16 protein-coding genes and 1 pseudogene are annotated in these 22056 nt (G+C 43.0%); 9 read left to right on the top strand and 8 right to left on the bottom strand.

Going from position 1 to position 22056, the window contains the following annotated elements; genetic code table 11:
- The first annotated feature begins 37 nt into the window (after positions 1 to 37).
- Positions 38 to 2332, top strand: a complete 2295-nt coding sequence (locus ACM0OY_RS09070; RefSeq protein ID WP_414568536.1) for a recombinase family protein — start codon at positions 38 to 40, stop codon at positions 2330 to 2332.
- A gap of 275 nt (positions 2333 to 2607) precedes the next feature.
- Here the strand turns inward: ACM0OY_RS09070 and ACM0OY_RS09065 are convergent.
- Positions 2608 to 3027: pseudogene (locus ACM0OY_RS09065) on the bottom strand (YidH family protein); the annotation flags it as partial.
- A 194-nt stretch (positions 3028 to 3221) separates the two neighbouring features.
- Here ACM0OY_RS09065 and msrA point away from each other — a divergent pair.
- Positions 3222 to 3890, top strand: coding sequence for a peptide-methionine (S)-S-oxide reductase MsrA (gene msrA, locus ACM0OY_RS09060; RefSeq protein ID WP_414568535.1), 669 nt, complete (start codon positions 3222 to 3224; stop codon positions 3888 to 3890).
- A 95-nt stretch (positions 3891 to 3985) separates the two neighbouring features.
- On the opposite strand, the gene ACM0OY_RS09055 is transcribed toward msrA, so the two are convergent.
- The 5 genes from ACM0OY_RS09055 to ACM0OY_RS09035 form a co-directional block, all read right to left on the bottom strand.
- Positions 3986 to 5179: a serine/threonine protein kinase gene (locus ACM0OY_RS09055; protein WP_414568534.1), complete on the bottom strand. Its 1194-nt coding sequence runs from the start codon at positions 5177 to 5179 to the stop codon at positions 3986 to 3988.
- Positions 5180 to 5396: 217 nt separating this feature from the next.
- A complete protein-coding gene (rfbB, locus tag ACM0OY_RS09050) occupies positions 5397 to 6464 on the bottom strand; it encodes a dTDP-glucose 4,6-dehydratase (RefSeq protein ID WP_414568533.1) in 1068 nt (355 codons plus the stop codon).
- 47 nt (positions 6465 to 6511) lie between these two features.
- Positions 6512 to 7513: a glycosyltransferase gene (locus ACM0OY_RS09045; RefSeq protein ID WP_414568532.1), complete on the bottom strand. Its 1002-nt coding sequence runs from the start codon at positions 7511 to 7513 to the stop codon at positions 6512 to 6514.
- A gap of 113 nt (positions 7514 to 7626) precedes the next feature.
- Positions 7627 to 8328, bottom strand: a complete 702-nt coding sequence (locus tag ACM0OY_RS09040; protein ID WP_414568531.1) for a DUF6391 domain-containing protein — start codon at positions 8326 to 8328, stop codon at positions 7627 to 7629.
- Between the two features lie 403 nt (positions 8329 to 8731).
- Positions 8732 to 8995 (bottom strand): helix-turn-helix domain-containing protein, encoded by a 264-nt coding sequence (locus ACM0OY_RS09035; protein ID WP_414568597.1) that lies wholly within the window; start codon positions 8993 to 8995, stop codon positions 8732 to 8734.
- A gap of 363 nt (positions 8996 to 9358) precedes the next feature.
- On the opposite strand from ACM0OY_RS09035, the gene ACM0OY_RS09030 reads away from it, so the two are divergent.
- Entirely contained in the window at positions 9359 to 10336 is a 978-nt protein-coding gene (locus tag ACM0OY_RS09030; protein WP_414568530.1) for a carbohydrate kinase family protein, read from the top strand.
- A 335-nt stretch (positions 10337 to 10671) separates the two neighbouring features.
- Here ACM0OY_RS09030 and ACM0OY_RS09025 read toward each other — a convergent pair whose 3' ends face one another.
- Positions 10672 to 11337, bottom strand: a complete 666-nt coding sequence (locus ACM0OY_RS09025; protein WP_414568596.1) for a polysaccharide deacetylase family protein — start codon at positions 11335 to 11337, stop codon at positions 10672 to 10674.
- Positions 11338 to 11590: 253 nt separating this feature from the next.
- Here ACM0OY_RS09025 and ACM0OY_RS09020 point away from each other — a divergent pair, with 253 nt between their 5' ends.
- From ACM0OY_RS09020 to ACM0OY_RS08995, 6 genes are all read left to right on the top strand, one after another.
- The gene (locus ACM0OY_RS09020) at positions 11591 to 12580 is read left to right on the top strand and encodes an RnfABCDGE type electron transport complex subunit D (RefSeq protein WP_414568529.1); all 990 of its coding nucleotides are present in this window, start codon (positions 11591 to 11593) and stop codon (positions 12578 to 12580) included.
- Positions 12581 to 12602: 22 nt separating this feature from the next.
- Positions 12603 to 13979 carry a DUF2330 domain-containing protein gene (locus ACM0OY_RS09015; protein ID WP_414568528.1) on the top strand — a complete coding sequence of 459 codons (1377 nt, stop codon included), beginning with the start codon at positions 12603 to 12605 and terminating at the stop codon, positions 13977 to 13979.
- Between the two features lie 195 nt (positions 13980 to 14174).
- Positions 14175 to 14825: a sigma-70 family RNA polymerase sigma factor gene (locus tag ACM0OY_RS09010; RefSeq protein ID WP_414568527.1), complete on the top strand. Its 651-nt coding sequence runs from the start codon at positions 14175 to 14177 to the stop codon at positions 14823 to 14825.
- 463 nt (positions 14826 to 15288) lie between these two features.
- Positions 15289 to 16428: a glutamate--cysteine ligase gene (gene gshA, locus ACM0OY_RS09005; protein ID WP_414568526.1), complete on the top strand. Its 1140-nt coding sequence runs from the start codon at positions 15289 to 15291 to the stop codon at positions 16426 to 16428.
- Positions 16429 to 16813: 385 nt separating this feature from the next.
- Complete coding sequence (locus ACM0OY_RS09000; protein ID WP_414568525.1) at positions 16814 to 17275, top strand: tRNA (cytidine(34)-2'-O)-methyltransferase; 462 nt, start codon at positions 16814 to 16816, stop codon at positions 17273 to 17275.
- 828 nt (positions 17276 to 18103) lie between these two features.
- A complete protein-coding gene (locus ACM0OY_RS08995; protein ID WP_414568524.1) occupies positions 18104 to 20353 on the top strand; it encodes a peptidoglycan DD-metalloendopeptidase family protein in 2250 nt (749 codons plus the stop codon).
- Positions 20354 to 20785: 432 nt separating this feature from the next.
- Here the strand turns inward: ACM0OY_RS08995 and ACM0OY_RS08990 are convergent, their stop codons facing one another.
- A complete protein-coding gene (locus ACM0OY_RS08990; RefSeq protein WP_414568523.1) occupies positions 20786 to 21976 on the bottom strand; it encodes an FAD-dependent oxidoreductase in 1191 nt (396 codons plus the stop codon).
- Positions 21977 to 22056: the final 80 nt, after the last annotated feature.

Below are 22056 nucleotides of genomic sequence, written 5' to 3'. Positions count from 1 at the left end.
CACGAGGTATACTAGCAAATCTACAAGGAGAAAATTTGTGGTTTCTCATTCGATTTGGATTGTTGGCACCAGCCGCAGTGGTAAGACAACTCGCTTAATAGAGCAATTTTGTAGTTGGGTAGAACATAAAAATACGTATACTGACTCATTTTATACTAAAAAACAAGGACGTGAAAAAGCAGATAATGTCCCTAAATTTTTATATCTTAAGCCAACAGAACCAGGAGTTTTAGTCTTAGCTGCCAATGATGATAATCGTCGAGAATTAGGTGATAGAATTGTTACATCTACCTTGGGAAAATATCCGGTTCGTGCCAAGACACCGCTAGGTTTTTTTCAGGATGAAGTTATTTTATTTTGGCCATTGCTAATTAATTCATTGAACCTCAAGGCGCAGTTTCCGGTACGATTGCGGCCAGAAACTGAACAAGAGTTAGCAACTAAACTATGGCGTTCCCAATTAGACGAAGAAATTTTACGTCTTGCGGGTATGAATGAGTCTCGTTTAGTGCGTCGCATCCTAGACTTATTTCAATTAGCAGCCTATAGTGGTACACCTTGCGAAGATATTGCCCAGATTTTGGCTAGGGGTCTGGGGGAAAATAGTACAAATTTAGAGCCGGAATTTTTGGCCTCTTTGCTGTTAGATTGGCGTAACTGGTGTTTAGAGAGGGGGTTACTAACTTATGGGATTATTACTGAACTTTATAGCCAGCATTTGTTAAGCGATCGCAATTACCAACAGCACTTAACAAAACGCTATCAAGCAGTACTCGCCGATGATGTCGATGATTATCCTGGGGTAGCGCGTCTGTTATTTGAGTTGCTCTTAGACCAAGGCGCAGTAGGAGCATTTAGCTATAATCCCGATGGTGCAGTGCGATTGGGATTGGGAGGAGACCCAAACTACCTCGAAGGTTTAGCAGAGCGTTGTCGGGTAGAAACCTTGACCGGGCCGCCTCCAGAGTCGCTAGGACAACAACTGGCTACACAAATGGTGGAATTAGTCACAGAGTCAATTATGCCATTGAGTTTACCTGAAATCGTACACTCAATTCAAACCACCTCCCGCGCTCAATTATTGCGGCAAACAGCACAAGTGATTGCCAATGCCATCCAATCACAGCAAGTGGAATCAGAAGAAGTAGCGATTATAGCACCAGGTTTGGATGCGATCGCTCGTTATACCCTAGTAGAAATTCTCGCCAAGCAAAACATCCAAGTAGAATCCCTTAACGACCAACGCCCCCTAATTAGTTCACCCGTAATTCGTGCATTGCTCACCATGCTGGCACTAGTTTATCCCGGCTTGGGACGCCTAGTAGATCGGGATGCCGTGGCAGAAATGCTGGTTGTCTTGAGCAGGAAACAACAACCAGCAGAAAGCATAGACGCGATCAATCGAGACGCGATCAATCGAGACGCGATCAATCGCGTCTCTACGGATATTGATCCGGTACGCGCTGGTTTAATAGCAGATTACTGCTTTGTACCCCACCCCGACCGCCCCAACTTGCTATCAGTGTCAGCCTTCGAGCGCTGGGATAGAATCGGCTATGCAGCTACCACAGCTTATAACAAAATATTACAGTGGTTAGAACAACAGCGATCGCAACAAGAACAGCGTTTAATTCCCAGTCCTATTTCCCTTTTAGATAGGGCAATTGTGCGTTTTTTGTGGAATGGTAGCAATCTTCCCTACGAACAACTAGCAGCATTGCGGGAATTACTAGAAACCGCCCAACACTACTGGGAAATCGACACCAGGTTACGACAAACATCTTCTGGGCGAGTAGGGGAAGAAGACGCGGGGACGCGGGGACGCGGGGACGCGGAGAGTTCTTTGTCACAGCGTCTCCCCCTCTCCGTCTCTTCTTCATCTCCCTCGGCCGCTACTATTACCGAATTCATCCAACTATTGCGACGTGGTACTATTACCGCCAACCCCTATCCGGTGCGTCCTATTGGTGGAGCCAGAAAAGCTGTCACCCTAGCAACTATATTTCAATATCGAGCTAGTAGGCGATCGCACCGCTGGCATTTTTGGCTCGATGCTGGTTCACCTCTATGGGCTAAAGGTGGTGCAGCGACCTTGTTTGGGGCGCCGTTTTTCCTACAAGACAGATTAGGCGAACCTTGGACAGCAGAAGATGAAAAATTAGCAGAACAACAACGACTACGCAGAATTTTAGTAGATTTGCTATCTCGTGTATCCAAAAGAGTTTATTTGTGTCACAGCGATTTAGCCGTCAATGGACAAGAGCAACTAGGACCGCTGTTACCCTTAGTAAATGCCTGTGTCACAGTTATTTCTGAAACTAGTGTTAATTAAAGTGATACCAATTTGAAATAAAGAATACAAAAAATAAACCATTTGTAGAGACGCGATTCATCGCGTCTTCACATCGCGTCTTCACTATCAATACGGTTTCGTTAGGATAAGAGACGCGTTAGAGTTCGTTGTAGGTAACAGACGCGGTAAATCGCCGTCTCTACAAAATATTATTTAATAACGGATTTAAACAATAAAAATATGTTCTTATACTGATTAGTAATTACCAACTTTTTAATATTTATTTTTGAATTTGATTTTTGCCAACTTAATCGCTGCGGTTGATTTGGAATAGGATAACGAACAGGCACTTTATTATGCCATAGAATCAAAGGAATACAGAAGAGTCCTAAAAGAATTACTACTCCAGTCATGAACCAAACAATTAGTCTATTTGGTTTATAGTCTCCTTTTTCAATTTGCCAAAAAACTTGATTGTATCGCCACGCAGCTAACACAATTGTGAAAATTCCAGAAATTACTAAAGCCAGACCCAAATTTTCTGATTTAGTTAATGCATTTACCTGAGTTTCTTGTTGAGTAATGGCAACATTAAGCTGGCGCAAAAATATACCAAATCGGGCAATAGCGATTCCAAAACTAATTAATGCAATAGAAGTGCGTAGCCAAGCTAAAAAAGTACGTTCGTTCGCTTGATGCTCCCTTTGACGGTCAATTTTTGGTATTTTATCCATAAGTATTTTGTGATGCTAAGTTTTCCGTAAAAGTGACTGGGGATGGGTAGTGGGAAAACTCTTTCCTAATCGCCAGTCCCCAGTAGCTAGTTCACTGCTATGCCTCCAGTGAGGATTCTGAGAAAACCCCAAGCGATCGCCAAAATCTTTACAATATTAAATAAGGTAAAGATGTATATTCAGAGTCAAAATCAATGGCACTATTTGGATTTGGCAAAAAACAAAATATGCCCACGCCTGAAGAAGCTTTGTCAGGAAGGGCACAGTCGATGTCAGTACCCGCTAATCATTATGTCAACAAAAATCCCCTAAAACCTCCTTATCCTGATGGATTAGAGAAAGCGTTGTTTGGCTTAGGCTGTTTTTGGGGTGCAGAACGCAAATTCTGGCAACTTCAAGGAGTTTACACCACCGCAGTGGGTTACGCTGCTGGTTTGACACCAAATCCAACCTACGAAGAGGTATGTAGTGGAAGAACCGGACACAACGAAGTAGTGTTAGTTGTGTTTGATCCGAAAGTGATTAGTTATGCCGAACTGCTGAAAGTCTTCTGGGAAAGTCATAATCCCACCCAAGGAATGCGCCAAGGTAACGATGTTGGCACTCAATACCGTTCGGGAATTTATGTATACTCTGAAAATCAAAAGCAGGTAGCACAAGCATCGCTGGAAGCCTATCAGCAAGCCCTTACCAGCGCAGGCTATGGCAAGATTACCACAGAAATCTTGGATGCCCCTGAGTTTTACTATGCCGAAGCCTACCATCAGCAATACTTAGCGAAAAATCCCAACGGGTATTGCGGTTTGGGAGGAACAAGCGTTTCTTGTCCCATAGGTGTAGTTGAATCTCAAGTCAGCAGTTAGAAGGAGATGGGGAGATCAGGAAGTGGGGGGAGAAAGATTTCTTCCCCATCCTCCCACACCTCCCACACTCCCAATGCCCAATGCCCCATGCCCAACTAAAACGCAGATTCGAGTAAAGCGATCGCCCTCAGCCACAACATAATACTAATGGGCGCACCAATTAAAATACCAGCGATCGCCCAGCCTCTTTGATGTGCTCTGAAGTGTTCAATACTGCGCCATTGTCTACTTTTCCAAGCCCATTCATTGCCTTTGGCACCAAGAGCGATCGCCATTACCCACCAACCATGGGGTATAAAACAGAACAATCCGTACCACACTTGGTTAGTCCACATCCATAACCAAGGCATGAGAAATGCCCCCCAATTCCAACCGAGAATTTCCTCTGGGACTGTTTCATTTTGATTGTTGATACCGCATCCAGAATTGTTGATAATTTCTTTTGGCTGTAAAAGCTGATATTTGTTTGCAGATTTGACAACTAAACCAGATTTGAGAGCTTTCAATGCTTGGCGGGCACTAGTAAATCGTTGTTCTGGTGCAGGTTCTATCAATTTTTCTAGCCAACTGATAAAACTGGGACTGAGGTTAACTCGGTCTGCAAATTGCAATCGTAAATTCTGCTGGGGTAAATCAGATGGGGAGATACCAGTTAGCAGATGAATTAAAGTCGCCCCCAATGCATAAAGATCCGAAGCAGCTACCGCACGTCCACCAAATTGTTCCATTGGGGCATAACCATAAGTACCGACAACAGTGAAAGTAACGCCTTCTTTTGCTGCTTTATCCTGAACTGCGCCAAAATCAACTAAATAAATGCGATTATCTTCGCCCCAGATTAAATTGCTTGGTTTAATATCTCTATGCAATACTCCTGGATTCAGTTCATGTAAATACGTAAGAATATTTAAGATTTCAACGGCAATTTTTTTAGCTCGTTTTTCACTGAACCTTTTGCCAATAGCAAGTTTATCCTTGAGGGACTCACCAGGAATATATTCTTGTATTAAGCCAAACCAGAGAGTGCGATCGTCAATACAAAAATAATCAATATACTGTGGAATTCGGGGATGATTTAGCTGTTTGAGAATTTGTGCTTCCCTCTCAAAAAGTTTCAAATCATCCCACTGGACAGTACCGCCAAAAGCCAAAAGTTTAACCACAACAGTGGAATTATCGCCATCATTAGCTTGTAAATCCTTTGCTAGCCAAGTTTGACGAATTCCATTGTTGCCGAGTTGGCGTTGAATCTGATAACGGTCTTGTAATATCTGTTCTGCTTGCAGCATCTGACACCTGCTGGCAATTTAGCTAATCTGATTCCCTTACTATTCAAGGATAGTCATTATTTGGAGAAACTGCGGCAGCTAGCTAATTTATAGTGCTTCCCACATGGTTAAGGTACAGAAACAAATAACTAACCACACGTCAACACAGATATTGTAGGGGCGCACAGCTGTGCGCCCCTACCGATGTACCTGATTCAAAGGATTGAGATTTGAGAAGTCATTTTACAGAATAGTTTTTGCGATAATAAACTTGATATTCCGCAGATAACAGAGGTTCCCACCAATCACGATGAGTGAGATACCACTCAACAGTTAAACGTAAACCTTCAGCAATTGTTACCGAAGGCGTCCAACCAAGCTCAGTTTTAATCTTATTCGCGTCAATTGCATATCTTCGATCGTGTCCAGGTCTATCCTTGACAAAAGTAATTAACTGCTTTGCTGGACGCACTGGTAAATCAGGTGCTAGTTCATCCATCATTTGACATAAAAGTTCTACAAGGTTAATATTTTCTACCTCATTATTGCCACCAATATTGTATGTTTCCCCTGGCTTTCCCTGATTAATTACTACATCTAAAGCCCGACAATGATCGCCGACATAAAGCCAATCCCGTACATTTTTCCCGTCGCCATAAACAGGTAATGGCTTACCAATCAAAGTGTTGATACACATTAGGGGAATCAGCTTTTCCGGAAACTGATACGAGCCATAATTATTAGAACAATTTGTAATAATTGTCGGCAGTTTATATGTATGGTAATAAGCACGCACTAAATGGTCACTACCAGCTTTAGAAGCTGAATAGGGGCTATTGGGAGCGTAGGCTGTAGTTTCAGAAAAACCTGCATCATCTGGGCCTAAACTACCGTAGACTTCATCAGTAGAAACGTGCAAAAAACGATAATCAGATGGCTGTGCTTGCGTTTCCCAATGTTGGCGAAAAGCTTCTAACAGAGTGAAAGTTCCTACCACATTAGTTTGCACAAAAGCAGCAGGGCCTATAATCGAGCGATCGACATGAGATTCGGCAGCAAAATGGGCGATGGTATCAATATTTTCGGTTGATAATAACTGATCTATGAGGGGGCGATCGCAAATATCCCCCTGCACAAACCGAAAATTTTCTTTTCCCTCAAAGGGCGCTAAATTCAACCGATTCCCTGCATAAGTAAGAGCATCCAATACCACCACCCTGTCATCTGGATAAACCTGACACCAATGATGTACAAAATTTGCTCCAATAAACCCCGCCCCCCCAGTCACCAATAATCGCCTACTCATCCAATTTCCTCTCTTATCTCTGTGTTCTCAGCGCCTCTGCGGTTAGTTTATTTCAACTTAAAATATTTTTTTCTTAGCTTACCATATATCCTCTGCACAAATAATTTAGTCATACGTATTTTCGTCAAGCTTTTAATATTAGATGGTTGGTGTATTTTGTGGTCAAAAAAAACATTTAATTCATCCAGAATCACTTGTAAACGTTTAAGAATATTTTCAGATCGATACTCAGCGAAAAATTCTTCATCCAAGTTAAACGCTTCTGGAGAATTTACCACTTTCAGAATACGTTGCACATCATATTCTTGTGAATATCCAGCAATTTTATAGCAATTAAACCCAGGATCTAAGTAATCCGACAATCCACCATTGACACTAGAAAATACTTGACATCCACAGGCAAGGGCTTCCATTGGTTGCAGACCAAATCCTTCACTAACATACTGTTGTGCCCAGTACTCAGCCGAATCATAGAGGTAAACCTTAGCCCGGTTAAATAGTGCAGGTAAATCCTCTATATATGAATCAACAACGAATACGTTACAACGTTTTTTTAACGCTGGAATCAATTCTTTGATTAAATACTCAGAAGATTTGCGAGCCTGAACTAAAACATCAATATCTCGTTCTAGACCTACATTTTGAAAGCCATCAGAAATTTGATTAGGTAAATAATAAATCAAAGAGTTGGGTGATTTTTCTCCCCAATATCCCATTGTATAGCGACTAACAGTAACAATCGGAATACTCGCAGGTAAGCTGAAGGAATAACCTGCACTATGGGCGTGGTAAACAACATTGTATTGCTTCAGTTTAGGAACAAGTTGAGCTACATCAAATCCCCAATTAATCACAAAAATGACATCATTGAGATTTTTTTCTTGAAGCAAATCATCAATGAAAAGCTTACCTTTTTCCCGTTGACGATAAGTTACAACATCAGCACTACAAACCTGCTGAACCAGATTAACTGTTTTTAACTCTGCCCAAAGACCACCACAGGCAAATTTCCCATCTGTACCAGGAAGCAAGAAGTAAAGTTTTCTCATAATTTTTTTTAGAATTGGGCATTGGGCATGGGAAGAGGCAGGGGGCATGGGAGGTGTGCGAGGATGGGGAAGAAATCTCTCCCCCTCTCTCTCCACGTGCCCCTCTGCTCTCTTCATTCTTGCCAGTTTAGCTTTACAAAATGTGCCTCACGCCCCCAAAGGTCGCGTGTACGGATAATGTTTTCAATTGCTAGGTTAAAAGGAATGGCAGTTGTTAAGTAACGCTGTGCCATAGAACCTAAATCAGGTGCGAGTTCAGCGGCTGTCGTTGCGGCTAACCCCAAACCTACAAGTTGCTCGATTGGTCGGAATGGTAGCAACAGATGTACACCCACAGCTAATCCAGCGGTTAAGAGCATTGCTACTGATAAATTTGTGCCACAACGAGGATGTACAGCCAAATCCCATTCTCCAGTGGTGATGCGATGTCGGGCAAGTGCGACTGCACGGCGCAAATCACTGATATTTACTTCACCATACAGGTAGAATCCCTGCTCCGTAGACAGACCGCCTAATAGTTCGTTATCTAGTTGAACTTTATTGGGTTCTCCTGTGGTGTGGTATGCATTATTTGATTCGCTCAGAACCCAAACAGTGGCATGTTCTAGGGCGTGAACTTGCCGCAGCATCAAAATTTCTTTCAACCCTGGAATGAACGACAATTGCCTAAGTAAGTCAGCATCTTGTGTGGAATATGGAAAGTCTGAGGGTTGGGATTCTGAAGTTGGAACTTTCCCCGATAGAGGTGTCGTCCAATCAAAGTTAAAAAATTCCAAGGGAAACGAGCCACCTTGAAAAGAAGCAGAAGTATTCATCGGAACACTGTTCTCCAAGCCGATGGAGCAACATAGATTTCTTTCAAATGTAGCGCTTGCACCACTGAATTGTTGCTAATTTTTGTTATTGGGGATTGGGGATTGGGGATTGGGGATTGGGGATTGGGGATTGGGAAAGTATTCCTAAATATTTATTCCGTATTCCCTATTCCCCAGTCATTAGTCCCCAGTCCCTAATGTTAAGCAATTCCGATCTTTACAGTTTCCGAGTCCAGAGGGTCAGCTGGCTGCACCAACATAAATTCCTGCTGAGTCAAGGACTCGGAGCTTTTGGTAGAGTGTTCACACTGTAAGAAATGTGTGAGGAGAGGAGTAATGAGTAAAACTCAATATTGGCTTAGCATACTACACCGGATAAACCGTGTTACAACGAGTCAATTGTTTATTCGATCTGCTTAGGTAGAGAACAGCAATTGACATCGTTCAAACAGACTTTGCCCCACTGTAAAGCCCAGCGAACAAGAGCTACTCGATTTTCTGTCTCGGTCTTGGTGAGAATGTTACTGATATGGTTATCAACTGTACGCTTGCTAATTTCCAGTTTGACTGCAATCTCTTGGTTAGTTAAGCCAGCGGCCACTAAGTCGATAATTTGCAGCTCTCTGTCTGACAGACTAACAGGGGTCTCAGACTTGCCACCAGCCATGACTATTTCTATCCTCCCTTGGTATATGTACTTAATCACTCTTTCTAATTCTAGAGGATTCTTTTGTTGGTAGGGGTTTCAAGTGTTAGCAGTAATACGATTGTCAATATTTTCTTTCGATTTCAAATTGCCAGGAATTTAACCAACAAAGTGCAGATGTAAAAAATATAGCATATTTATATAGTAAATATAGTGGAATTACTGTAACAAATAAAATATATATTAGGGGCATATATATGTTATCGGAGTAGTAAAAATTGCTATTTAATTGTATGAAGGACTGGCGACAGATTAGCAACAATTATTGTAGATTTTATACTGGAAATTCGTAATCCAAAATCGAAACCTAAAATCTAAAATGAAATGAGCAATCCCCGTGTTTTGTGCCTTGGTGAAATTTTGTTTGATTGTTTAGCCGATCAATTGGGGCTAAAGCTGGAAGAAGTAAAATCCTGGACTCCCTACCCAGGAGGGGCACCAGCTAACGTAGCCTGTGCTTTAGTCAAACTGGGGACGCCAACGGCCTTTATTGGCGCTGTTGGTGAAGATGAACCAGGAAATGCACTGGTGAAGCTATTACAAGATGTGGGTGTAGAGACAACAGGGGTACAACGCCATCCCACAGCACCAACGCGGCAAGTTTATGTTACGCGGGATCTGAGTGGCGATCGCACTTTCGCTGGATTTGGTCAGTATGATACCTCTGAATTTGCTGATACTCGCCTGCAAGCCAAGCAATTGCCAGATTCACTGTTTCAAGAGGCAGATTTTTTAGTTTTGGGTACTTTGGAATTAGCCTATCCTGAAAGCGAACAGGCAGTTTACCGTGCCCTAGAACTAGCAGAACAATACGACCTGAAAATTATTCTGGATGTCAACTGGCGTCCTGTATTTTGGCACGATCCAAACATCGCTCATCAAAAAATTCCAGAATTATTTAATAAAGTTGATTTCCTCAAACTCTCTAAAGAAGAAGCTGAATGGCTATTTGAAACCGCAGATCCGGGAGCCATAACTTACCGTCTGGCTTCTATTGAAGGAGTATTAGTAACAGATGGAGAAAATGGTTGCACTTACTGTTTAGGTGAAAACGAAGGCAAGTTACCCTCATTTTCCATTCCTGTAGTTGATACAACTGGTGCAGGGGATAGCTTTTTAGCAGGATTTATCCACCAGCTAAAGCAGTATGGTATCCACAGCTTGCGGGATGCAGAAACGGCAAAACGCATTGTTACTTATGCTAGTGCTGTTGGAGCACTGACTACCATTAAAGCAGGTGCGATCGCTTCTCAACCCACAGCCGCCGAAGTCGAAGCTTTTTTAGCCACAAATCAACTGTAGGAATTAACAAAACTAGCGGGAATATTAGCTACTAAAGGTTGATATTCCCAGCTAGAAAATAGATTTAAATTTGAATTTGTAATTGAATTAGTTGTGGTTTAAATCATCAACTAATTCAATTACGAATTATTTCAAACATCCTTTAATAGTAGTAACTACTGTTAACTAGCACAAAATTAGACTTCTTGCAGAAGTGGGGAAAAGGGTAAGGGGTAAAGGGTAAGGGGTAAAGGGGAAAGGGCTAATAAAAACCCTTTTCCCTTTAACCTTTTCCCTTTCCCCCCTCTTGCAAAAGTTACTTTTGCAAGAGGTCTATTGTATTCATCAAAGATTTTTTACCGTTGCCATAGAGTATCAACAGTTACAAACTCATAGCCTTGTTGTAGCAATTGAGGAATGAGAATTTCGATTATGGCAGCAACATCTTGTCCACCACAAACACCATCATGCAAGACAATCAGCGAACCATTTTTCACTTGCTGCATAACTCGCTTGACCACGGTGGTGACGCCTGGTCGCACCCAATCTTCTGGTACAACACTCCACATCACTGGGCGGTAATTCCACTGAAAAAATAATTTTAAAGTAGCAGGTGTAAATAAACCATTGGGCGGGCGGACATCCCGTACTTGTTCGGGTTGCAGATTGCAAGCATCATAGATGGCAACTTGAGTTTTTTCTAAACTCTCGTTAAGTTCATTTGGGGAAAGCATGGGAAAAGAGCGATGATCGTAACCATGCAATCCGATCCAGTGTCCGCGATCGCTAACAGCTTTGGCAACGGCTGGCGAACGGTTGACGCAAACACCCAACCAAAAAAAACTTGCTTTAATTTTGTAGCGGTCTAAAACTGCCAAAACTTCCGGTGTATATTGCGGATGAGGCCCATCATCAAATGTCAAAGCGATCGCTTTAGAATACGGATTGCCAACCCAAAGGCAATTAGGAAAACTCGGCTGGAGAATACGATAGAAAATTGGGAACAGGGGAGCTAGTTGCATTTTGCGTTTTTTTGCTGCTGACAACTTTTTGTAGGTGTTGCTGGCGAAATTGCGATGTCTGCGACCGGCTACGCCTACGCTTCTGGCGATAAAGCATATTTGGTTAAATGGTAGTCTATAAAAACTCGAAACTTGGGAGTTCAAAGACTCAACTACTTTATTTTGTAACAAAATCTGTAACGGCAATGTTATTTGAGCTAACACTCGTCTAAATTGATGAGAAATCTACGGGGAATCCCTGAATAAACGGGTAATGTTGCTCAAAGATATACGAGACTACCAAATACTATTTCTCGGCTTGTTCCTAGTGTTGGGAATCGGTACACGAGACTGGACACTGCGACCAGAATTGATTGCAGTAGCGATCGCCACAAGTCTTTCAACTCAATTAATGTTGTCATTTGTCATTAATCATTGGTCATTGGCGGACAACATAAAACAAAGCCTAAATCTTCGCAGTGCCCTAATTACCTCTTTGGGACTCAGTTTGCTGTTGCGGGCTGACCATTGGACAACAATGGTAATAGCCGTAGCAAGTGCGATCGCCAGCAAATTTATCTTTCGAGTCGGCGATAAACATTTCTTTAATCCCGGTAATTTTGGCATTATTTGTGCCTTGATTTTCACTCGCGATGCTTGGGTTTCACCAGGACAGTGGGGTGAAGAGTGGTGGTATGGACTAGTATTTGCCGGTACTGGCGGTATGGTTTTGCAACGAATTGGTCGCTGGGACACGACAGCAGCTTTTTTGGGTGCATACTCCCTACTAGAAGGGATTCGTAATCTCTGGCTGGGTTGGACTTGGGATGTTTACTGGCATCGATTGATGAGCGGATCTTTGCTGTTGTTCGCTCTATTTATGATCACCGATCCGCGATCAATCCCCAATTCTCGAATCGGGCGTGTCATTTGGGCAATCTGCATTGCCGGATTAACTTTTATCCTGCGAAATTATTTCTTTATTTCCACCGCAGTTTTCTGGGCACTGTTTATCCTTGCACCATTGACCATTCTGATAGATTTTCTGTGGTCAGCGCCAAGGTTTTTTTGGCAAACGGGAGATGAGGCGGATAAGGAAGATGGCGAGAATTCTCATAGCTCCTCACTCCTAACTCCTAACTCTTGTACAGACGCGATTAATCGCGTCTCTACTGCTAACTCTTGTACAGACGCGATTAATCGCGTCTCTACTGCTAACTCTTGTACAGACGCGGTTAATCGCGTCTCTACTGCTAACTCCTAACTTCAAAATACAGAGGTATAAAATGAGATTTTTTCGACTTTTGACGCCATTATTATTGGCAATTGTAGTTTTTTTCTGCTTTGCGCCAGCAGCTTGGGCATTTTGTGGATTTTATGTGGCGAAAGCTGATACAAAACTCTATAACAAAGCATCTCAGGTGGTAATGGCGCGGAATGGCGATCGCACCGTCCTAACAATGGCAAATGATTTTCAGGGCGATGTCAAATATTTTGCAATGGTGGTACCAGTACCAACGGTGCTGCAAAAAGAGCAAGTTCGCGTTGCTGAACCCAAAATTATCGAACGCTTGGATGCGTTTAGTGCGCCGCGGTTAGTAGAATACTTCGACTCAGATCCTTGTGCCCCAGTTTACGAGTATGACCGACCACTAGCAGCACCAGCACCAGCAGCCAGCAATGAGTCAGGTAGGGCCAGAGGTGATGCTAGTTTGGGTGTGACGGTAGAAGCACGTTTTAACGTCGGTGAATATGACATCGTAATTCTCAGTGCTAAAGAATCTGGCGGACTGGAAACTTGGCTGCAACGCAATGGCTATAAAATTCCTAGAGGGGCGAAACAGTTACTTAAACCCTACATCCGCTCCTCAATGAAATTCTTTGTTGCTAAAGTCAACTTAGATAAATTCGAGAAATCTGGCTACGAGTTCCTTCGCCCGCTACAAATTTCTTACCAGTCACCCAGATTCATGCTGCCAATTCGTTTGGGTATGATTAATGCCACCACAGAGCAGGATTTAATTGTTTACGTCCTCTCGCCCGAAGGACAGGCAGAAATCACTAATTACCGAACGGTGAAAATCCCCTCCGATGCCAATATTCCCTTATTTGTGAAAAATGAATTTGGTGAATTTTACAAATCTATGTTTCAAACTACCTACACCAAAGAAAACAAGAAAGTTGGTTTTTTGGAATACGCTTGGGACATGAGTAATTGCGATCCCTGTTCTGCCGATCCCCTAACCACAGAAGAACTCAAGCAAGCAGGTGTATTTTGGTTAGATGATAATTCTGGAAGTAATGTGCCTGTCCCTCCGAACTTTCGTCGTCCCTTTCCTAGCAGTAATGTCTTCATCTCTCGGTTGCATGTCCGCTACACTCGCGACAAATTCCCCGAAGACCTGATATTCCAACAAACTGGTAACCGTGAATCTTTCCAAGGGCGTTATGTTTTGCAACATCCCTTCCAAGGAGAACTCAAATGTCGGGCGGGTAGAGAATATAAGCGTTCTTTGCCCAAGCGTTTTGAACAAGAAGCGCAAACTCTAGCTAAACTAACCAACTGGAATATCCAAGACATTCGTAACAAAATGAAACTGAGTGTAAGTAATCTGAGATTATCTTGGTGGGAAAATTTACTGTCTTGGTTCGGATTATCTTAAAAAGATTGGGCATTAGGAGTGCTGAGTAGTGAGTAAGGAGTTAGGAGTGAGCAGTTAGGAGTGAGGGGTTATTCTCCTTTTCCCCATCTCCCTCATCCTCATACCCTATGCCCTAAATTCTTGATGAAAGGTAATTTTCTAAGGCGTTGTTATACGCAATACTAAGATATTCTTGCTTTGTTCCTCAAGATTGTCATGGTTCAATTCGATGAACAGCTACGCCGCTTAGTTACCGAAGCCTGTGGATACCCACCTGGAAGCCCTCAGCGTCAGAAGCTGCTCACACAGATTATTCGTTTGACAGCAAGTAGACTCTGGAGGGAAAGTACTCCCTACTATCAAGACGCACTACAACAAACTTGGTTGTATTTCTGCCGTAATGTTTGTGAAGGTTTGACAGGTCAAAAATATGACCCCGCTTATGGTACGCCGATCACTTGGCTGAATGCTTACCTAAAACGGAGGCTACAAGATTTTTACCTGAATCAAAACCGGGAACAAGCCACAACAGTCCCTCTGAGAATTCGTCAGTCTACATCTGGCGGAACAAGTGAAACCATCGATCCTGTAGATAATCTGCCCGCTACCCCCGAAGCACCTCCAATTCTAGAAGACTTGGAGAATTGGGCTAAGACAGACTCTGATGGAGAACTACGCCGTACTTACATCAAAGGGCGTCCAGATGTGAATTGTCAGGTATTAATTCTTAAACGCCTACCCCCGGAAGTTAGCTGGAGAGACTTGTCTGAGGAATTCGGGCTGTCAATTCCGACATTGAGCAGTTTTTATCAGCGTCAATGTCTACCGCGTTTGCGTAAATTCGCAGAATCGGAGGGATTGTTATAAGAACAGGGAAAGACAAAGAAAGGGATTAACCATACAATACCTTAGCCAAAAAAAGAGTATTAAGAGATAGGGCTGCCGTAGTAGAGTTCTTGTCTCTCAAAACGACAACTGTAAATTCGCTAAGGTATTGCTAAAGGTATATCTTTTTGTGTCTAACTAGCAGCCGATGTCTAATAAAAAACTCCATAACTCAAAGTGTATTTAGTCTACGCTAATTGTTTTAAGTAAGGCAATTGAGTCAACACGGACGATCTATAACTATATAATGCGTAGATAAATTAGGATATATTTAATACTTAAATAATATTAGTAACTTTCCAGAGGATAACCTGACAATTTGTCGTCCTGATTTTGGATGAATTGGCGATTCAATGATTCTTAACCTTTGATTGGATTAAAGATAGATCCAGAGATTCGTCTAATTCGATACAATTTATAGGCTGAGAGAGCCAAGGAGAACAAGGTGGTCTTATTGAAAGGCTTTGAGATTGAGATGTATACTGGCACGCCTCAAGGTGAAATCGTTGGTCTCTCCGACAAAATTGTTGCAGCTTTGGATGGATTTGTTCGGGAGCCAGATAGCCGCAACGTGGAATACATAACCCAGCCATCGGCTAATTACGAGAATTTATTATGTGCCCTACTGCGTCCCAGGCGGATGCTGCGAAACTACCTCAATCGGTTGGGCAATTACACCCTAATACCGGGGAGTACTTTGTCTTTGGGTGGGAGCGATCGCTTTGTACGTTCCGATCCAGCCAATCCCTACCATGACTACATCGAGCAAAGCTACGGCACAAAGGTAGTCACCGCTAGCGTACATATCAACATAGGTATTAGCGACCCAGAAATATTAATGCGGGCGTGTCGGGTGATTCGTTTAGAAGCACCTTTATTTTTAGCCCTGAGTGCCTCATCTCCATTTTTGGATGGCAAAGCTACTGGTTATCACTCTACCCGTTGGGGTCTGTTCCCGCAAACCCCTAGCCATGTGCCGTTATTTGCCAGTCACGCCGATCATATCCAGTGGGTGGAAAATCAACTTGCTGCTGGAACAATGCAAAATGTGAGGCATTTATGGGCATCAGTGCGACCAAATGGCGATCAGCGTCCCTACGACCTAAATCGGCTAGAATTGCGAATTTGCGATTTAGTCACAGATCCCATCGCCTTACTAGCGATTACTGCCTTATTAGAAGCGCGTCTGTTACAAATAATCGAAAATCCTAGCATTGACCCATTAATTCAAAGTGCCTTTTCTCCCGAAGAACTCGTTACTCTGACTGCTGAGAACGAAACTGCTGCTGCTACCACTAGTCTTGATGCTCAGCTAACCCATTGGCAAGATGGCAGAAGTATCACAGCTAGAGATTGGATTGCTCAAATTTACAAAGATGTTTGGGCGATCGCTAAACAACAAGGCTTTAGCTGTTTCCTTTCACCTTTGCACAAAATCCTCCGCGAAGGCAATGAAGCCCAACAGTGGTTACAGCTACACAGAGTCGGTTTTGACAGCCAGTGCGTCATCACCCAGGCTATTACTGCCACCCAGGAACGGGAAATCGAACTCGAAGATAAATTGTGTTCCTCTCTACTGGCCTAGCCGAAGGTTTTAGCGATTGGGGATTGGGGAGACAAGGGGACAAGGAGACAAGGAGAATGAATGACTCCTAACTCAACAGTCAACACTCCCAATCCCCGATGCCCAATCCACAGCTGTCTTCAAACAAATGGTAGATTTTTGAGCAGACAATACTTGCTCGAAAACACACAAACGACCACTTACTTTACATAAAATTTAATATTTACTGATTTCAGCCAAATATGCTCTCAGGTACTGTTCTGAGAGGGTTTGCACTTCGTTTTAAAAATCTAATCGATGGTGAATGCTTGATTATTATTAACAAAACCTATGAATAGCCTCTGCCTTTTGGTAGATTTTATATTAGCAAGAGATTATTTTATACAATACGTAAATTATACGGATAATGCCTCAGGTAGTTTTAGTTAACCCGCAAATTCCTCCTAATACAGGTAACATTGCTCGTACTTGTGCAGCTACGGATACGGAGTTACATTTGGTGGGACCTTTGGGGTTTGAAATTAGCGATCGCTACCTCAAAAGAGCTGGCTTAGATTACTGGCCTTATGTCAAACTGCACTATCACGAATCCTTAGAAGCCTTTAAAACATTACATCACAAGCGTGGAGGCAGATGCTTGGGTTATAGCGTTGCCGGAAAAATTAATTATGTCAGTTTTCAGTTTCAAGCCGATGATTGGTTGCTATTTGGTAGTGAAACCACTGGTTTACCACTAGAAGTTTTGTCCTATTGTGACGCTACTCTGTATATTCCGATGAGCCAGCCTGGGGTTCGTAGCTTGAATCTGTCAGTGAGTGTGGCAATCGGTTTGTTTGAAACCCATCGTCAGTTAGGGTATTTACAATAGTTGTGTACTTAATTTATTATAAGTATATCTACTTAACTATTTTCCAAAAACCAATCAGATGAGTGATTTGTGGCAGCAAAAATTTTGCGGGTTACGGCAGAATAAATGTCAAAAAATACACCAAAAATTGTGTTTTTGCACAAATTGTAGTGGAAGATACTTACAAGAGGGGTAGGCTTATTATAAGAAATTTGTATATAAAATTCGGGATAATGCCAAATTTGAATGATAGATTTTGATGAATTTGCAGCATTCCATATTGGGGAACAAATGACCTAAAACTCAGTCATATAGCGCATTTGGGCTATTTTTGCTCGAATGTCCCTAAGATTGCCCCCAAAATTAGCCGATAGTTAATACGGTTGTTTTTTAGGGAATAATCAACGTAAAGTCTCGTGTTGGGAAGACGGATTGTGTAGAAATATCTTGAAAATATCTACAGCAGGGGCCATCGCTTTTCCAAAAGTCGCAGCAATTTAATTCCTGGCAGCGACTATGGACTTGACAAAACTATTTGCCAAGTCCCCGCGATTGACGCAAGACAGGCGCGGATAAAGGGAAAAAAGAAAACGTCCTAAATGGTGTGAGGAGTGGTTCGGACAAGTAAACACAGCAATTTTTAAGTTTTGCTAACACATGTGAACTTGTCTAAATCAGAGAAGCAGGTTAATCTTGCGTAAGCATCTCTGGTGAATGTGATCTCGATCTATCGTTCGTTGTGATCTAAATCATTGACTAGATATCCAGCTGAAAAGTCGAGGTCAGTTAAGCGCTAGTGATCATAGGAGGTCGTCTTTGAAACGAGCATTGAAAAAGAGAGTGAAAGCTGTGTTGAAAAATAACCCCAGCAGCGATGATGCCCCGGTAGAGCAACTAAATTTAAATAATCCAAAAGTTAACCGTCGGGTGCGGACAAAAGCCGCCATGATTGGCTTGGCAATCTCTATGGGAGCAACCAGTCTTTTGGTGACTCGACAAAGCGATCAAGCCCAAGCAGCGGTGCCTGTAGGCAGCCAAAAGGCAACCTCAACCATCCCTGCTGTTCGTGATACTGAGGTAAAATTTGCCTCCACCAAGCTGGAATCCCAAGCAATCTCATTACCGAGCGTGCCGGAAAATCCTGTTGTCGTGGAACCAACAGCAGTCTCACAGTTGCCAGGGCTTGAAGCTAAATGGCAAGTCGCGGCCAGTGGAACGTCTTTACAAGTTCCTGCATCAGAAACTTTTTCCCAAGCAACACCAGTTGAGAAAAATCTCACTAACTCGAAGCCCAAATTAGCACAGGGATCGAACAATAACTTAGCTGAGACTAGCTTTCCAACAGTCAACAAGCTATCCGATCCCATTGCTGATGGTGTTGTTGGTAGTACAAATGTATTGCCATTAGCTGTACCACAAACAGTGGCAACATCTGGGACAGCCAGCAGTGAAATAAATGCACAACTTAAGGCACAACAAGAGTTTGCGCTAAATCGCTTACAAGAAAAATCGAACCGTTTAAGAAAGAGTCTGGCACAATTCCGGTCTGGAGAAACGGAAAATTTATCACAAACTGGTATTGGGAATACTGTAGTTGAGAAGACTGTGTTAGCGCAGTCAGAGACTTCTGGCGATGCTAGCCAAGCCAAGCTGATATCGAGGTTAAAACAGAAGACAGAAGACAGAATTGCATCAACTACACCAACAACGTTGATTGCGTCCTCGACCAGAACAGCCTACGAAGTTAAGCCTGGAGATACGCTAGCGGCGATCGCCAGCAGATACAATACATCTGTATCAGAACTAGTTAAAGCAAATAACCTCAATAATCCCAATCAACTGCAAATCAGTCAAAAGCTGATTATTCCAACTGCTCAAGTTGAGGTAGCTGTAGCGACTAGACCCAGTTTTGTAGAGTCTACTAATACTTCCAAAGCCACTTCCTCTGTAACCATTGGTAGTGCTAACTCATATCTACCCAATTCACAATCGTCAATTATTGCTGACAACAGTAGCGTTACCGTCCCTACACCGGTAACTGCGAACAACCAGCTTCAGACAAATAGTCCGATGGACCTGCAAACAGCTCCTATCGCTCCTAGAGCTTATGGCGTGGGTGGTGAAACCCCAGTACCAAGAGCCTTTGTTGAAATCCAGCAGCCTGACAAATCAACAAATAGGGTAGCTAGGGGTAACAATAACAATAATGACCGTCTACGGGGCTTACAAGCAGAAATCCAGAGGTTACAGCAGAAATATCGCGCTCAACAGTCTGGGAACTTAGTAGTGCCAACCGCAGCTACTGAAAGCAACACTGCTGCGAGACTCACTCCTGTTTCTACCCCGAATAATTTCCCTGTACCGAACTCCGTGTCTCGGCCGAATAACGTAGCGATACCAATTCCGGTTCCGACACCTATTAGAGCTAACTACGCTCAACCAATTAAGCCCCAATTCCGTGCCACCATACCCGCTAACGAGCCAATAAATCCAGAGTTCTTACCCAATCTAGGATCTGCTGGTCAGTGGACTCCCCCTCGCAATCCATCTGGCACCAGAGTTGCAACGCCTCCTAGACCAGTAAATGCTTCGGATTCCTTAGGCAAGTTGCGCGGAACTACAGTTGCTCCACAGACAATACCACCTTTGGCAGCAGTGGATCAATATTTACCTAGAGTGATTGATGAAACAACACCCCCTCCATCTAGTTCATCCGTAGCTTACCAATGGCCGGCAAAGGGCACTCTCACCTCTGGCTATGGCTGGCGCTGGGGAAGAATGCACAAAGGAATTGATATTGCTAATTCCACAGGCACACCCGTTTTCTCCTCTGCTGAGGGGGTCGTGGAAAAAGCTGGCTGGAACAACGGCGGTTACGGTAACCTCGTTGAAATCCGCCATCCTGATGGCACCACGACTCGCTATGCTCACAACAGCAAGATTCTGGTGCAAGCTGGTCAGCAGGTGAGTCAGGGAGAAACAATTGCTCTGATGGGTAGCACTGGTCACAGCACTGGGCCACACACCCACTTTGAAATTCATCCATCAGGCAAGGGTGCTGTTAACCCAATAGCGATGTTACCAACAGCGCGTCTGTAATTGTTGACTATTTGTAACTAAATCATTGCCTTATTAATTGAGGGAGTTTATCTCCCTCTTTTGCTTTTTATAGCAGCAAACAGGCAAGAGGCTTGAAAACCTCTTGTTGCGAGAGTTTGAAATCGCTTTGTGTTCAACTCTGGTACTCGCTATGGACTTTGAAATTGTTGCGTAATTACACAGGCATTTCTCAGAATCCATAAATTTTGAGGCATGTCTGCAAGCTTGCAGCTAGATCCCAATAGCCGCAATCATTAGCTAAATACTCCCCGTACTTGATACCAATTCACGAAAATTCTGATACAAATGATTAGTCTTTAAATTCTTTCTCCCCGCTCCCTGCCCCTCTGCTGCCTATTTGTATCGATTTTAAAGTGAAATGGTATGAGGTACGGGGAGTATTATGATTTGTTTTTTTAGCAGACTAAAAATTTAACTCACTACAGTTGGCTTGTAACTGTACACCCATTTGTGAAAATCATCATTCAGCGTCATTTGCCGCTGCGGTGATTGACTAGGAGACGTAAATGTGTCGTCGTAGTAGCGCATTTCACCCACAGCACTACGAGCTTGAATAATTTTTGTGCGCTCGATGCGCCGCTGTTCGTAGCTAGTTAGGGCTTCTTCGAGAGTAGCTGAGTGGGAAAAACACTCTGCCAATTCGTATGCATCTTCAAAAGTGCTATTAGCTCCTTGGCTCATAGCTGGTGCCATTGGATGGGCGGCATCACCTAAGAGAGTGACTCTCCCTTGACTCCAGTGGGTTAACGGTGGGCGATCGCAAATCGGCCCTTCCAAGATTTGCTCGGCAGGTGTCGCTTCCACCACCACCCGAAAGGATTCGTCCCAATCCGCTAATTCCTGGAGAATGCGAGATTTAACCTCATCGGCATTCTGAGAAAGAGAGTAATCAGGCGAAAACTTGCGACTAATCCAACTGGTATAGCCGCCTCCCACATTCTGAATGTACATGAACTGTTTATTACCTATGACAAAAACGAGTTCATAGTCGTTAAATAACTCGTGGTGGTACTTGATGACGCCACGCCAACACATACTACCAATATAATTAGGCTTACCCTCAGCAAATAAAGATTCTCTAATTACGGAGTTGACACCATCAGCACCAATTAGCAAATCCGCATATACTGGTTTTTGACCATCAAAATAAATCTTGACACCGTTCTCATCTTGGTCAAAGCTGATACAACGATGATTGAGGTGAATAATGTCAGATGGCAGTCTGGATGCTAAAATTTGTTGTAAATGATACCACCAAATAGTCAATAATGGTTGTCCGTATTGCTCTAAATATTTAGTTTGACTAGTCCGGATTGTTTCTTTGTGAATATTCTTTAAAACTGTGTGGTTAACTTGGCATCCTGAGCTTTTGAGGGTTTCGACTATTCCCGGTGCGATCGCATCTAGAAAATTCAACCCATTAGGAGCCAGTCCTAGTCCGGTTCCAGCCGGACGAAATTCTTGTGCTTTTTCGTACACTTGAACGTCAACACCTTGGCTTTGAAGTGCTATGGCAGTAGCCAAACCGCCTGGCCCAGCGCCAACGATCGCAACTTTTTCTACTATCGGTTTAGAGAATTTCTGAGTTAGATTTTTGTTCATAATAGAAGTCAGAATTCAGAATTTAGGATATCCCCACCGATAAATCCGCTTGCTCCCCAACCTGACATTTGAAGCAGACT

Origin of the sequence: Nostoc sp. CCY 9925 (assembly GCF_963920935.1) — a bacterium.
GTDB lineage: Bacteria > Cyanobacteriota > Cyanobacteriia > Cyanobacteriales > Nostocaceae > Nostoc.
The sequence above is the reverse complement of the archived record's forward strand: the minus strand, read 5'-3'. Positions and strand labels throughout refer to the sequence as shown.

Bases quoted from the DNA above. Each gene is read 5' to 3' on its own strand.
- msrA (WP_414568535.1), top strand. From the start codon at position 3,222: ATGGCACTATTTGGATTTGGCAAAAAACAAAATATGCCCACGCCTGAA.
- ACM0OY_RS09055 (WP_414568534.1), bottom strand. From the start codon at position 5,179: ATGCTGCAAGCAGAACAGATATTACAAGACCGTTATCAGATTCAACGC.
- rfbB (WP_414568533.1), bottom strand. From the start codon at position 6,464: ATGAGTAGGCGATTATTGGTGACTGGGGGGGCGGGGTTTATTGGAGCA.
- ACM0OY_RS09045 (WP_414568532.1), bottom strand. From the start codon at position 7,513: ATGAGAAAACTTTACTTCTTGCTTCCTGGTACAGATGGGAAATTTGCC.
- ACM0OY_RS09040 (WP_414568531.1), bottom strand. From the start codon at position 8,328: ATGAATACTTCTGCTTCTTTTCAAGGTGGCTCGTTTCCCTTGGAATTT.
- ACM0OY_RS09035 (WP_414568597.1), bottom strand. From the start codon at position 8,995: ATGGCTGGTGGCAAGTCTGAGACCCCTGTTAGTCTGTCAGACAGAGAG.
- ACM0OY_RS09030 (WP_414568530.1), top strand. From the start codon at position 9,359: ATGAGCAATCCCCGTGTTTTGTGCCTTGGTGAAATTTTGTTTGATTGT.
- ACM0OY_RS09025 (WP_414568596.1), bottom strand. From the start codon at position 11,337: ATGCAACTAGCTCCCCTGTTCCCAATTTTCTATCGTATTCTCCAGCCG.
- ACM0OY_RS09020 (WP_414568529.1), top strand. From the start codon at position 11,591: ATGTTGCTCAAAGATATACGAGACTACCAAATACTATTTCTCGGCTTG.
- ACM0OY_RS09015 (WP_414568528.1), top strand. From the start codon at position 12,603: ATGAGATTTTTTCGACTTTTGACGCCATTATTATTGGCAATTGTAGTT.
- ACM0OY_RS09010 (WP_414568527.1), top strand. From the start codon at position 14,175: ATGGTTCAATTCGATGAACAGCTACGCCGCTTAGTTACCGAAGCCTGT.
- ACM0OY_RS09000 (WP_414568525.1), top strand. From the start codon at position 16,814: ATGCCTCAGGTAGTTTTAGTTAACCCGCAAATTCCTCCTAATACAGGT.
- ACM0OY_RS08990 (WP_414568523.1), bottom strand. From the start codon at position 21,976: ATGAACAAAAATCTAACTCAGAAATTCTCTAAACCGATAGTAGAAAAA.